Genomic DNA, 13,853 nt, shown 5'->3' on the forward strand with positions numbered 1-13,853 from the left:
TAATTGTATTCCATACAATTATATGAAATATTGTATGGAGCATCAAGGGAATTTTCAGGATTTGTTTCCTATTTTAAAGAGCAATCGAAAAAATTCTCCGGTATGCCGTGAAGATTCCCTGTCAAAAAATTTTGTAATCCATACAATTTAGTCATTGATTGTACGGATTTTTAATGGTATGCTTGTGTTGCAAATGATACGAATTGGAGGTTATATCCGTGAAGCAAAGTACTGTTCCCTTCTCCCAGCCCTATGCTGTCCTGGTTCCCCAGCTGTCCCGTGACCGGCGGATCCAGGCCCTGCGCTGCGCCTTTCCCCACACCCTGCCCATCTTTGCCGGGTTCCTGTTCCTGGGACTCACCTACGGTGTCTACATGCATGCCGCCGGTTTTCCCTTCTGGTACCCCATGTTCATGAGCCTCCTGATTTTTTCCGGTTCCGTGGAATTTGTCCTGGTGAACCTGATGGTGGGAGTCTTCGATCCGGCCCAGGTCTTTCTGGTAAGCCTGATGATCAATGCCCGGCATCTTTTCTACGGGATCTCCATGCTGGACCGGTACAAAGGCACCGGCTGGAAAAAGCTGTACCTGATCTTCGGCCTCTGTGATGAGACCTTTTCCATCAACTACACCGCCCGGATCCCGGAGAACGTGGACCGGGGCTGGTTCATGTTCTTCATCACCTTCCTGAACCACATGTACTGGTTCCTGGGAGCCACCCTGGGAGGTCTGTTCGGAGGCTGCATCCGGTTCAACACCCAGGGTCTGGGCTTTGTGCTCACCGCCATGTTCGTGGTGATTTTCCTGGAACAGTGGCTGAAGGAAAAAAGCCATGTAAGCTCCCTGTTGGGACTGGGGATCTCCCTGGTGATGCTGAACCTGGCCGGTCCCAAGCACTTTATCCTGCCGGCCCTGGGCGCCATCCTGTCCCTTTTGCTGCTGCTCCAGGAGAACCTGGAGAAGAAAGGAGCCCGGCCATGAGTTTTCTCCAGCATCTTGCCATCCTGGTGCTGGCCGTAATCAGCACCCAGCTCACCCGTTTCCTGCCCTTCCTTCTGTTCCCGGCAGGGAAACCCACCCCGGCCCGGGTCCGCTACCTGGGCACGGTGCTGCCTTCAGCGGTGTTCGGCCTGCTGGTGATCTACTGTCTCAAGGATGTGTCCTTCACCACCGGCACCCACGGTCTCCCGGAACTGACCGGCATCGCCGTAGTGGTGCTCCTCCACCTGTGGAAGCGCCAGTTCCTGCTGTCCATGGCAGGGGGAACGCTGTGGTATATGGTGATGGTGCAGATGGGGGCCTTCACCTGAATGAAGGCCCCCATCGTGGTCAATTGTCAATGGTCAATGGCCCAATGACAAAATTTGCAAGCAAATTTTTAATTAACATTTAAAAATATAATCGCTGCTATATCAGACACAATATGGATTTTGCATAATAAAAGAACCCGTCCACTCAGGCGGGTTCTTTCCTTTAGCCATTGACATTTGACCATTGACCATTGACAGACCAACTTTATTCCGCCTTAAACAGCGGCAGATTGGCCAGTACGGTAATGTCCTTCCGGCCGATGGAATCTCCTTCGGCCAGGATGGCCATTTTTCCGTTCAGGGTGCCCCCGGCTTTGGCCACCAGTTCTTCCAGAGCCTTCATGGAGCCTCCGGTGCTGATCACGTCGTCCACCAGCGTCACCTTGTGGCCCCGGACCCGTTCAATGTCCTCATCCTGGAGGCAGAGCATCTGCTTGCCCTGGGTGGTGATGGATTCGTCCTCCACCACCAGAGGATGTTCCATATAGGCCTTGATGGATTTCCGGGCCACAATGTACCGGGGCATCCCCAGGATCCGGGCCATGGCCTGGACCAGGGGGATTCCCTTGGTTTCCGCCGCCATCAGGATATCTGTATCCGCCGGAACCTTTTTGGCCAGTTCCGCTGCGGTCTTTTCCACGATTTCCGTATCCCCCAGGATCACGAACCCGGCAATAGCCAGGGAATCCGAAATATTGATTACCGGCAGGGACCGTTTCACCCCTGCCACTTCCAGTTCATAATACCGTTTTGCCACCTTGGCACCCTCCCCGTTTTTTTCCTGCATTTTCCATTTATCCACAGGCTGGATGGCCGTTTTTTCCCGGTTTTCCCCCTGTCAGGACAATGTTATCCACATTATCCACAACACAAATGTTCATAAGTGGATAACTCTGTGTATAACTTACAGATCGTTGGTCATCCGGGGCGGCATGCTCCATTCCACCAGCACTCCGGTATTCACCCACAGACGGGTCAGGGCCTGCTGGCAGTCCTGCCAGCTGCGGCTGGGATCCACGGTCACTTCTCCGAAATGGTAGGTGCATTCATCCGTAGGGACCTGGAGTTTCCGGGGGCCCTGGAGAAAATCCCGCACTTTCTGGGCTGCTGCTTCCTCATCTGGGATAAAGACTGTCATCTCATGGGTTTCTTCGTTGTAATCCAAATATCCGTAATGTCCATTATAGTTTAAGGTAACACTTTGCACTGCCATTTCTCGCACCGCACCTCTCTTTATGATAAGTCATTATATCACAAAAGAGGGCTCTCCGTCATTCTTCCTTGCGGACCATGGGCTTCAGCCGCTGTTCCATGGGCATGGATTTTTTCGGGGCATGGGATTTGGCCCGATTCATCATGGCCGCCTGGACGCTGATCCGCTTCCGGCCGTGAGGATAGGCCCGGCGCCAGGTACCGTTGGCCAGCATCACATGGGCCCCCACATTGTCCTTCAGGCACAGATCCAGGAATTCCTTCACCCGGTCGATGTGAGCCTTCCGTTCCACCGGGAACAGCAGTTCCACCCGGTCGTTCAGGTTCCGGGGCATCATGTCCGCACTGGACAGGTACAGTTCCTCGCTGCCGTTGTTGGCAAAATAGTACACCCGGCTGTGTTCCAGGAACCGGCCGATAATGGACCGGACGGTGATGTTCTCGCTGACGCCCTTGATCCCCGGCCGCAGACCGCAGATTCCCCGGACGATCAGGTCGATCTTCACCCCGGCCTGGGAGGCTTCGTAGAACTTCCGGATCACCGGCTGGTCGATCAGGGAATTCATCTTGGCGGCGATGTACCCGGTGCCTCCCGCCTTCACATGGGCAATTTCCCGGTCCACCAGTTCATAGATCTTTTCCCGGAGCCCGATGGGCGCCATCACCAGCTTGTTGAACACCGGCGGTTCCGAATAACCGCTGAGCACGTTGAAGAAGGCGGAGGCATCCTGGCCATACTGATCATTGGCGGTCAGCAGCCCCAGGTCCGTATAGAGCTTGGCGGTCTTGTCGTTGTAGTTCCCGGTGCCCAGGTGCACATACCGTTTGATCCCGTCCTCTTCCTTCCGGACGATCAGGATGATCTTGGAATGGGTCTTCAGGCCCATGAGCCCGTAAATCACGTGGCAGCCGGCTTTTTCCAGCCGCCGGGCCCAGACGATGTTGTTCTCTTCGTCGAACCGGGCCTTCAGTTCCACCAAGGCAGTGACCTGCTTGCCGTTTTCCGCCGCCCGGGCCAGCGCCGCCACCAGGGGAGAATTGCCGCTGACCCGGTACAGGGTCTGTTTGATGGCCAGCACCTGGGGATCGTCCGCCGCCTGGGCCACCAGCTTTACAATGGGATCGAAGCTTTCATAGGGGTGGTGGAGCAGGATGTCATGTTCCCGGATCTTTCCGAACAGGTCGTCATAATCCGGCAGCTCTTCCGGCTGCTGCCCGGTGTAGGGAGTGAATTTCCACTGGTCCATCCCCGGCTGGTCGATGAACCTGTTCAGGAAGGTCAGGTCCAGAGGTCCCTGGATCTCATACACATCCCGGGGTTCCAGATCCAGGTTCTTTACCAGGAAATCCTTCAGGTACTTGTCGTCGGTGGCGTTGATTTCCAGCCGCACCGCAGCCCCCCGTTTCCGTTTCCGCAAGGACCGTTCGATTTCCTTCATCAGGTCCTGGGTGGCGTCTTCCTCCACTTCCAGGTCGCTGTCCCGGGTGATCCGGAAGGGCACCATGTCCACAATGGTGAGGCCCTTGAACAGGTCCTGGCAGTGTTCCATGATCAGGTCTTCCAGGAACACATAGGCCCGTTCCCCTTCCTTCCCCACCAGGGAAATGAACCGGGGCAGCACGGAAGGCACCTGGACGAAAGCGATTTTCTGTTCCCCCTTCTGGTCCCGGAGTTCCACCGCGATATTCAGAGATTTGTTGGCCAGGAAGGGAAAGGGCCGGGCCGCATCCACCGCCATGGGAGTCAGCACCGGGAAAACCATTTCCTGGTAGTAGTTTTCCAGTTCCCGGCGCTGGTCTTCAGTGACCTCCTTCACCCGGAAGAACCGGATGGCATATTTCTCCAGCTCATTGATCAGAGCAAAGAAATACCGGTACTTCAGTTTCATCTGGTTGTGGGCGGAAAGGGCAATATTCCGGAGCTGGTCCTCCACATTCATCCCGGCAGCATCCACATGGTCCATCCCGGCGGCTTTCTGTTCGATCAGGCCGGCCACCCGGACCATGAAGAATTCGTCCAGGTTGGAGGCGGAAATGGCCACGAACCGAAGCCGTTCCAAAAGGGGCAGGTTCCGCACCCCCGCTTCCCGCAGCACCCGCAGGTTGAACTTCAGCCAGCTCAGTTCCCGGTTCACGTAATACTCAGGTTTGTTCAGATCGATTTTCATCATTTTTCCTCTGCTTTCTCCAAAACCGGCCGCAGGCCGAAGACTTCCTCAAAGAAACTCCCCCGTTTGCTGAAAGTCCATTCCTCCAGAGACAGGTTTTCCCGGCTCTTGGCTCGGACCCGCAGTTCGTTTCCCCGGATCACCACTTTGCAGTCCCGGATCTTCTGCCGGCCGCTGATGTCCAGGGAATCCGCCAACCGGAGGATGCCGGCCAGCTTGGCCACCAGAGGCGGGATCCCGCTGCCGAAGTCCTTGGGTTCACTGCCCTCCAGTTCCGGCCGGTCCAGGGTGTACAGGTAGGAAATCTGGGCAATGGTGTGGCACTGTTCCACGCTGAAGCCCAACAGGTCCGCGCTGTCGATCAGATAGTAGTTGTACCGGTCATAGGTCCGCATGGAGGCGTATTTCCCGATATTGTGCAGGTAGGCCGCCGCCCGGAGGAGGATCTTGTCCTCCTGGTCCAGGCCCTGGGACGGCGCCAGGGCGTCAAAGAGCACGCAGCACATGTTTTCCACCCAGGCCGCATGGGGAGCGTCGTAGTGGAACCGGTTCCCGATGTTCCGGACCAGGCTCATCTGGATGTCCAGCATTTCTTCCAGGAACTGCTGATCCAGCTGCCGGGCAATGTAGAGGATCTTCATCCCGTCCACGAACCGGTCCACCGGCATAAGGATCTGCTGGGCCCGGGACATTTCCATCAGCAGCTGGCACAGGGTAATGGCTGGCAGGGCCACTTCCGTTTCTTCCGGGGTCAGGCTGAACAGCTTCTCCAGCTGGCTTTCTTTCAGATGGTGTACCCGGTGGTAGAAGGCTTTCACTTCATCCGCCGTAAAGGAAACATTTTCCTTCCGGGTCCGTTTCTTCCCGAACAGGTCCAGGAGCACCTGGCTTTCCGTACCAGTGAGCACCAGCATGCTGATGGTCTCGTTTTCCAGTTCTTCCGCCACCACGCCGATCCGGTCCTGGAGATATTCCTTCAGGGCCTGTTCAAAATGGATGCTGGACCGTTCATTCCGGGTAAACTGTTCCTTCAGCCGGACCAGGCCTACATGGAGGTTCTGCTGGAACTTCACTTCCCGGTCTTTCACATAGGTAAGACCCAGACCTCCGGAGGAAATGTCCGCCAGCAGCACCCCTTCCCGGGGCAGGGGCATTTTCCCATGGGTCTCCATGGTCCGCAGCAGGGACGCCATCTTGGTGTAGATTTCCCGGGACATGTTCACCACTTCAATCTGGAAGCCGGTCTTCACCAGCACCTGGTCCAGGAAATACTGCTGGTTCTCCGCTTCCCGGACAGCGGTAGTGGCCTGGAGGATATAGGATTTCACCCCGTACTCCCGCATCACCTGCCGGTACCCTTTCAGGATCTCCACAATCTGCAGCATGGTCCCGAAGGAGATCTTCCGGGTCTGGAAGGTTTCTTCCCCCAAACGGACCTTGCTGCGCAGCTCTGTAATGATCCGTATGTCATCCAGACCGGTGTATTCAATCAGCTGCATGGTGATGTTCTCTGAACCCAGATGGATCACCGCTGCTGACCGCAACTTTTTCTTAGCCATAAGTTCCTCCTTGCTTTGGGTATAACCCGGTTTGTCCTACCCTCTGTGTATCAATCGTGTTATACTATTTTTAGTTTAACACTTCTATTATAAGAAAAAAACAGTGTTCGCGGAGTATAGTTTTTTTATATACACGTGTGGATCGGGGGATTTTATGAAACGCATTGCCATTATCGACGTGGGGTCCAACTCGGCCCGTCTGGTGATCATGGAGATCCATGCTTCCAACGCCTGCAACCTGGTGTACAACCAGAAGGACCCGCTGCGGCTGGCCCTGAAAACGGACCGGAAAGGGTATCTGACGGAAGAAGCCTTCACTGCCACCACCAACTGTCTGAAGAATTTCGCCTCCATGTGCCGGATCTTCCACGCAGACGAAATCATCGCCGTGGCCACCGCCGCCATCCGGAACGCTCCCAACGGGGCCCGGCTGGCCAAGGCTGCTTCCCAGGCTTCCGGGATCAACCTGGAGATCATCTCCGGGAAAACCGAAGCCTATCTCAGCTATCTGGGCGTGATCAACACCATCGACGTAAAAGATGCGGTGATCTTCGACCTGGGGGGTGCTTCCACGGAAGTGATCCTGGTCCGGGACCGGAAGCTGGTGGACAGTGTCAGCCTGCCCATCGGCTGCGTGAACCTGACCAAGACCTTCAAGCTGAACAACACGGTGGATCCGGCCGCCCTGAACAAAATGCGCCGGGCCATCAACGACCAGATGCAGAAGGCTCCCTGGATTGCCGGCTGCGGCCTGCCTCTGGTAGGGGTGGGAGGCACCGCCCGTTCCGTAGGGAAGATCGAACAGAAACGGGCCAAATACTTCACCTCCAAACTCCACAATTACCAGTTCACCATCCAGGACTTCAAAGAATGGTACAAGACCCTGCCGGGCACTACCCTGGCCACCCGGCGGCGGATCCCCGGCCTGTCCAATGACCGGGCGGATGTGATCATTGCCGGTTCCTCCATCATCAAGGCCCTGGCAGACCGGAGCAAGGCCCGGAAGATGATTGTTTCCGGCTGCGGGCTCCGGGAAGGGCTGTTCTCCCAATACCTCCACGAACACACGAAACTGCCCCTCATTACCCCCAACATCCTGGAAACCGCCCGGGAAAACATGATCCATCTCTATTCCCCGGACGAAGACCACTGCCGGCTGGTGGCCAAATACGCCCTCCAGCTGTTCCAGGGCTGGCAGTCCCTCCACAAGCTGGAGCCGGCCCGGTGGGAACCTTTGCTGGAAACCGCCGCCCTGCTTCATGACATTGGCATCACCATCAACTACTACAACCACACCCGGCACAGCGGCTACCTGATCGAAAACGGCAAACTGTTCGGGCTGAACCATCTGGATGTGGTGTACACCGCCATCCTGGCCGCCTGGCACCACGGGGTGAACCGGGGCTATCTCCGGAACCGGCCTTACCGGAAGCTGATCCCGGAAATCGACATGAAACGGCTGAGCAACGCCGCTCTGCTCCTGGCCCTGGCGGAATGTCTGGATTACACCCAGACCGGGGCCATTGAAACCATCGAACCTGCCATCCTGAACGGAGGCGCTGTGCTCACCATCACCGCCACCCGGGCCCCCTCCGTAGAGCTCCAACAGCTCCAGACCATGACCAAGTGGTTCCGGAAGAACCTGGGATGTTCGCTGACGGTGGTTGTGAAGGAAATAGGATAAAAAAAAGGGCTGTTGCAAGAGCAACAGCCCCTTTGACAGAAATAGGGGGACTGCAAAGCAGTCCCCCTATTTCTGATGCTCATGGATTACGTCCAGGAAACTGGCGAAATCCATGGTCCTTTTTTTCAGCAGTACATCCACCCGCAGCTTCAGCAGGGGATGCTGGCTCATGTCCCTGGCTCTCAGCAGGGCCAGCCGCATCCGGGGGGACCAGTTCTTGTCCGGCCAGCTGTCCAGTACCCCCAGGGCCGTGCCCCGGCAGGAATCGTAAATGGAGGTCAGGGCCTTTTCCAGCAGGTCCTCCCCTTCCCCGGGATGTTCCTCCAGGGCCTGGAGCAGGGGCTCCATCACATATTCCTCCTGGAGATACTCGTCTGCATGTTCCCGGGCGAATTTCATCACCCGGTTGAACCGCCGTTTATCCTGGGTATCCAGCAGGAACGGGTACAGCTCCGTCCGCCGGGGATCCTTCTTCAGCAGGTTCCACAATTCCCGGTGGATGTCCAGATCCAGGGCATAGGCCATATGGACCACGATCAGGTTCACCCGGCCGTCCGGCTCCAGCAGATTGGCCCTGATCTGGGGCAGCCAGTCCTGGGAAAACACCAGGGTTTCCAGCTCGCTGATCAGGATATGGCACTGGTTCATGGTCAGGTAATCCCAGCATTCATCCTCCACCATGGTCCGGAGCCCTTCCGCCATATTGATGAGGGCCGCTCCGTCCATCAGGTCGGTATGGTATTCCTGGGCATGCTTCAGGAACTTTTCCATTACCGAAAACAGGTCGATCACCGGCATCTTGTCATCTTCCGGTGCCTCCAGCTGCTGGAATCCCAGCAGGAAGGCCAGGTAGTTCAGCAGGATATGGCTGATCCCTTGGAACTGGGGATGTTCCAGATGGGGTTCCGACAGGAGAGCCGGGATGTTCACCCGGGAAAAGATCATCAGGGACACTGCCGGATAATCGATGGTCAGATCGCAGCCGTGGACCACCAGCCAGGCCTGGTCTTCCGGAGCAGCGAAATCATAGGCCTGCATAGCGCACAGCTTGCCCCAGCCGGAAGTGTGCTGGAGCATGTCCCACAGGTCCTTCTGCTCCAGCTGGTGGCTCAGTTCCAGCGCGTAGATCACAAAGCTGGTGAATTCCTCACACCGGGACAGAATCATCAGATCCTGTTTCAGCTGCCAGTTCACAGTCAGATCCTGCTCGTTGAGCATGTACAGACCGCAGATTACAATGGCCAGCTTCACCGTTTCCCGGCTGGAGGCTTCATACAGCCATTCCCGGGCCAGTTCCCACAAAGGCTGGGGAATCCGGTCCTCACTGAGGGCATCCACCAGGGATTCGTAGTAAAGGATGCAGGGGGTGGAAGAAATCCCCATGTACAGCATGGTGGCATTTTCCGGGGTGGGATCTTCCGCATAGGCCCGAAGCACCTGGTAAATCTGGTCCCCTACCGGATTGGCCGCCTCTTCCGCCTGGCTGTTGCTGGCCAGATAGGCGTCGGCAGCACCAGGTTCCAGCAGCACATCGCTGTCCCCGGCCACCACCGCCCGGTCCTCCAGATTCTCCCGGGTAAAGAACCCGTCCTCATCCAGATTGCTTTTGATATAGTCAAAAATGCTTTTTCCCTGTTTCCAGGGTTTCGTGCGTGTTTCCATTTTTCTCATCCTGTTTCTCAAAGTTGTAGCATGATGCAGAGAACTCATTATAACATAGAAAAGAGGCTGTTGCACGGTTTGTGCAGCAGCCTCTTTTGTCCGCCGTCAAGCTTGAGGAGCATCGGTCGTTTCTGGAACGACGGATACTTCCACCGTCTCCGTTTCTTCCTGTTTCATGGTCCCGTGGAGAATGGCCATGAATTCGTCTCCGGTGATGGTTTCTTTCTTCAGCAGGTACTGAGCCAGTTCGTCCATTTTTTCCCGATGGGCTTCCAGGATCTCCCGGGCCTCTTTGTGAGCCTTCTTCACCACGGCGAACACCGCCTCGTCGATCCGGGCGGCCGTTTCCGGAGCACAGGCCAGGGAGGTATCCCCGCCCAGGTAGGCATTGTTCACTGTTTCCAGAGCCACCATGTCGAATTCATCGGTCATACCGAACCGGGTAATCATGGCCCGGGCCAGCTTGGTGGCCTGTTCAATGTCGTTTGAGGCACCGCTGGTTACCAGGTTGAACACCACTTCTTCCGCAGACCGTCCCCCGGTCAGGGTCACGATCTTGTTGTACAGTTCTTCCCGGCTCATGAGCACCTTTTCCTGGGTATCCACCTGCATGGTGTACCCCAGGGCCCCGGAGGTCCGGGGGATAATGGTAATCTTGTGGACCGGTGCCGAATCCTTCTGGCTGGCCGCCACCAGGGCATGGCCGATTTCGTGGTAGGCAATGACCTTCTTCTCTTCCGGAGAAATCACCGCACCCTTTCTCTGGGCCCCGGCAATGACCACTTCCACGCTCTCCTCCAGGTCTTCCTGGATCACTTCCGAACGGCCCATCCGTACCGCCCGGAGGGCAGCTTCGTTGACGATGTTGGCCAGTTCCGCCCCGGAGGCACCGCTGGTAGCCAGGGCGATGGTATGGAAGTCCACCTGGGGATCCATCTTCACATCATGGGAATGGACCTTCAGGATGGCTTCCCTTCCCTGAAGATCCGGCAGTTCCACCGGCACCCGCCGGTCGAACCGGCCCGGACGGAGCAGTGCCTTATCCAGCACTTCCGGCCGGTTGGTGGCCGCCAGGATGATGACCCCTTTGCTGCCGTCAAACCCGTCCATTTCAGACAGCAGCTGGTTCAGGGTCTGTTCCCGTTCGTCGTTGCTGCCGAAGGATCCGTTGTCCCGTTTTTTGCCGATGGCGTCGATTTCATCGATGAACACAATACAGGGTGCCTTTTCCTGGGCCTGTTTGAACAGATCCCGGACCCGGGCAGCCCCCATGCCCACGAACATTTCAATGAACTCAGAACCGGAGATAGAGAAGAAGGGCACCTTGGCTTCCCCGGCTACAGCCTTGGCCAGCAGGGTTTTCCCGGTGCCGGGAGGCCCCACCAGCAGCACCCCTTTGGGCATCACAGCCCCGATGGCTTTGTATTTGGAAGGGTTGTGCAGGTAATTGACGATTTCCTGGAGGGCTTCCTTGGCTTCATCCTGACCGGCCACATCCTTGAATGTCTTGCCGGTCTGGGCGGCAATGTACACCTTGGCATTGCTTTTGCCGAAACTCATCATGTTGCCCCCGCCCAATTTAGGCCCCAGGTACCGCATGATCAGCTGGCCGATTACCATAAACAGCAGGAAGGGCAGGATCCAGTTGTTGAAGAAGGACATAATGGGAGATTCCTGTTTGGGGATTACCTGAGAGAATTCCACCTTGGCCTTTACCAGCCGGCTGACCAGTTCCGGGTCATCCACCCGTCCCGTTACGTAAATCTGTTCCTTTCCATCCTGATTGCACAAAAGGGCAATCCGATCCTTGGTGATTTCCACCTTGGTGGCTTTTCCCTCATCCACCATGTTCAGGAAATTGGTATAGCTGACCTCATGGACTTTCGGCTGAAAGAACATGGGACTGATGACCGTATTGATAATCAGGATCAGCAAAATGGCTGCGATGTAATACAGTCTGACTCTCTTCGACTGCTTGTCCGGATTTTTGTCATCCATGATATTTTCATCCTTTCCGCAGGGGTTCTGCATGCTTTTCTATTGATTATAGCACAAACCATTGTGAAAAATAACAGAACTTGATTTTCCGTTTAATTTTCTGAGAGTTCTGTACCATTGTCCATTATTTACAGACATTTTTGTCTTTTTGCCTTTCTTTTTTATTTACTTTTTGTTAAAATAGTCATAGTATTCAGTCCGTTATGCTTTTTGACCGTACCCAACCTGCACCGTTTTATTTCACTCAAAAGGAGGCACCATCCATGTCCAACGCAACCCAGAAGAAAAATCCCCAGGAAATCGGAGGTTTCCTGAGAGGGGTGGAAATCATCGGCAACAAACTGCCCCACCCTGCGATCCTTTTCTTCATTCTCTCCCTGATTGTCGTCGTCATTTCCCATTTTGCCGCATCCCAGGGCCTGACCGTCACCTATTTTGACGCCAGGGCCAAGGCGGAAGTCACCAAAAAAGCCGTCTCTCTGCTGAACGCGGAAGGGCTCCGGTACATGTTCGACACCGCCACCAAAAACTACACCGGATTCGCTCCTCTGGGCACCGTTCTGGTGGCCATGCTGGGGGTAGGGGTAGCCGAATGGTCCGGCCTGTTCAACACCTCCCTGAAAAAACTGCTGATGAATGCCAACCCCAAATTTCTCACCCCCATTGTGGTGTTCGCCGGGGTTATGTCCAACATCGCCTCTGATGCCGGATACGTGATCGTAGTCCCCATCGGAGCCATGATCTTCGCCATGGCAGGACGCCATCCCCTGGCCGGCATGGCCGCCGCCTTCGCCGGGGTATCCGGAGGCTTCTCCGCCAACCTGCTGATCGGAACCACCGATCCCCTGCTTACTGGGATCACCAACCAGGCCCTGATCGCCGCCGGCATTGACATGGTCCTGGATCCCACCTGCAACTGGTACTTCCTGGCCGCCTCCACGGTGCTGCTGACCATTGTAGGCACCTTTGTCACCGACAAAATCGTGGAAAAGAACCTGGGCACTTACACTGGAATCTACAAATCGGACAACCAGCCCATCACCCCTCTGGAAAACAAAGCCCTGAACTGGGCCGCCCTGGCACTGCTGGTTTATGTGGCCCTGATGGCGGTGCTCATGTTCCCGGAAAACGCCGTATTCCGCACCCTGGAAAAAGCCACCGGAGAGTACACCCTGAAAGCCTTCATGCACAACGGCCTGATTCCCGCCATCCTGCTTCTGTTCCTGATTCCAGGCCTGGTGTACGGAAAGATTGTGGGAAAGATCAACACTTCCCATGACCTGGTGGCCGCCATGACCGCCGCCATGAAATCCCTCAGCGGATACATGGTTCTGGCCTTCTTCGCTTCCCAGTTCATCGCCTACTTCGGCAAGACCAACCTGGGGCTTATCGTTTCCTTCAAGGGAGCCGATGCCTTGGAAGCCGCCGGCCTTACCGGTCTGCCTCTCATTATCCTGTTCATCTTCCTGTCCGCCTTCCTGAACCTGTTCATGGGATCCGCCTCTGCCAAATGGGCCATTATGGCGCCCATCTTCGTACCCATGATGTACCGGCTGGGCCTGTCCCCTGCTCTTACCCAGGTAGCCTACCGGATCGGGGACTCCTCCACCAACATCATCACCCCTCTCATGAGCTATTTCGCCATGATTGTGGTGTTCATGCAGAAGTACAAGGAAGACGCCGGACTGGGAACCCTGATCTCCATGATGCTCCCCTATTCCATCACCTTCCTGATCACCTGGAGCCTGCTCATGGGCGTCTGGATCTTCCTGGGCCTGCCTGTAGGGCCGGGAGCCGGACTGTTCCTGTAAGAAAGTGCATAACGGACGTAACAGAGGGTCTGCTGCGGATGCAGCAGACCCTCTGTTGGTCAAAGGCATAAACCCGCCGAATGGCGGGTTTCTTCGATTCAGGACGCAGCCGGTGCTGCTAACCCACCACCCATGCTGTGCATGGATACCCCCGCCCTTGAAAAGGGCGGATAACAGGCACGCGGGCAGTGCCCTTGTGCCTGAAAGCAAGGGCGTAAGCCCCAGCGTATATCCGCCCTTTTCAAGGGCGGGGGACCGTTGCGCCTGTGCAATGGTGGTGGGTTAGCAGCCCACAGGCTGCGTTTCCCTTCGGAGAAACCCACCAGGAGCAGGTTTCCTCCATTTTTTTATTTAAAAGAACCCGTCAGCCACGGGTTCTTTCCAACGGCCAGTGACCAGTGACCGTTGACCAGTGACAAAAAAAATTCCGCATCCATCAGATGCGGAATT

At 56.0% G+C, this 13,853-nt stretch carries 10 protein-coding genes; 4 read left to right on the forward strand and 6 right to left on the reverse strand.

The genetic code is table 11. From position 1 onward, the window contains the following. Positions 1–212: 212 nt before the first annotated feature. The gene (locus QVO43_RS06360) at positions 213–980 is read left to right on the forward strand and encodes an AzlC family ABC transporter permease (RefSeq protein WP_374047554.1); all 768 of its coding nucleotides are present in this window, start codon (positions 213–215) and stop codon (positions 978–980) included. Next, positions 977–1,309: a branched-chain amino acid transporter permease gene (locus QVO43_RS06365; protein ID WP_022487710.1), complete on the forward strand. Its 333-nt coding sequence runs from the start codon at positions 977–979 to the stop codon at positions 1,307–1,309. Before QVO43_RS06360 ends, QVO43_RS06365 begins: the two co-directional genes overlap by 4 nt. Before the next feature lie 205 nt (positions 1,310–1,514). Here QVO43_RS06365 and QVO43_RS06370 read toward each other — a convergent pair whose 3' ends face one another. The 4 genes from QVO43_RS06370 to QVO43_RS06385 all read right to left on the reverse strand — a co-directional run bounded on the left by QVO43_RS06370 (position 1,515) and on the right by QVO43_RS06385 (position 6,248). Next, positions 1,515–2,066, reverse strand: a complete 552-nt coding sequence (locus tag QVO43_RS06370; protein ID WP_279127995.1) for a phosphoribosyltransferase family protein — start codon at positions 2,064–2,066, stop codon at positions 1,515–1,517. A 147-nt stretch (positions 2,067–2,213) separates the two neighbouring features. Next, positions 2,214–2,447, reverse strand: coding sequence for a hypothetical protein (locus tag QVO43_RS06375; RefSeq protein ID WP_229778420.1), 234 nt, complete (start codon positions 2,445–2,447; stop codon positions 2,214–2,216). A 133-nt stretch (positions 2,448–2,580) separates the two neighbouring features. Continuing rightward, entirely contained in the window at positions 2,581–4,689 is a 2,109-nt protein-coding gene (locus tag QVO43_RS06380) for an RNA degradosome polyphosphate kinase (RefSeq protein ID WP_022487713.1), read from the reverse strand. Beyond that, positions 4,689–6,248, reverse strand: coding sequence for a Ppx/GppA phosphatase family protein (locus QVO43_RS06385; RefSeq protein WP_022487714.1), 1,560 nt, complete (start codon positions 6,246–6,248; stop codon positions 4,689–4,691). Before QVO43_RS06385 ends, QVO43_RS06380 begins: the two co-directional genes overlap by 1 nt. A 154-nt stretch (positions 6,249–6,402) precedes the next feature. On the opposite strand from QVO43_RS06385, the gene QVO43_RS06390 reads away from it, so the two are divergent. Beyond that, a complete protein-coding gene (locus QVO43_RS06390) occupies positions 6,403–7,932 on the forward strand; it encodes a Ppx/GppA phosphatase family protein (RefSeq protein WP_022487715.1) in 1,530 nt (509 codons plus the stop codon). A 66-nt stretch (positions 7,933–7,998) separates the two neighbouring features. Here the strand turns inward: QVO43_RS06390 and QVO43_RS06395 are convergent, their stop codons facing one another. Then, positions 7,999–9,594 carry a hypothetical protein gene (locus tag QVO43_RS06395; protein ID WP_022487716.1) on the reverse strand — a complete coding sequence of 532 codons (1,596 nt, stop codon included), beginning with the start codon at positions 9,592–9,594 and terminating at the stop codon, positions 7,999–8,001. 105 nt (positions 9,595–9,699) lie between these two features. Continuing rightward, a complete protein-coding gene (gene ftsH / locus QVO43_RS06400) occupies positions 9,700–11,592 on the reverse strand; it encodes an ATP-dependent zinc metalloprotease FtsH (protein WP_022487717.1) in 1,893 nt (630 codons plus the stop codon). Between the two features lie 263 nt (positions 11,593–11,855). Here ftsH and QVO43_RS06405 point away from each other — a divergent pair, with 263 nt between their 5' ends. Then, positions 11,856–13,403: an AbgT family transporter gene (locus tag QVO43_RS06405; protein WP_022487718.1), complete on the forward strand. Its 1,548-nt coding sequence runs from the start codon at positions 11,856–11,858 to the stop codon at positions 13,401–13,403. Positions 13,404–13,853: the final 450 nt, after the last annotated feature.

Origin of the sequence: Acidaminococcus sp. CAG:542, assembly GCF_000437815.1 — a bacterium.
Classification (GTDB): Bacteria; Bacillota; Negativicutes; order Acidaminococcales; family Acidaminococcaceae; genus Acidaminococcus.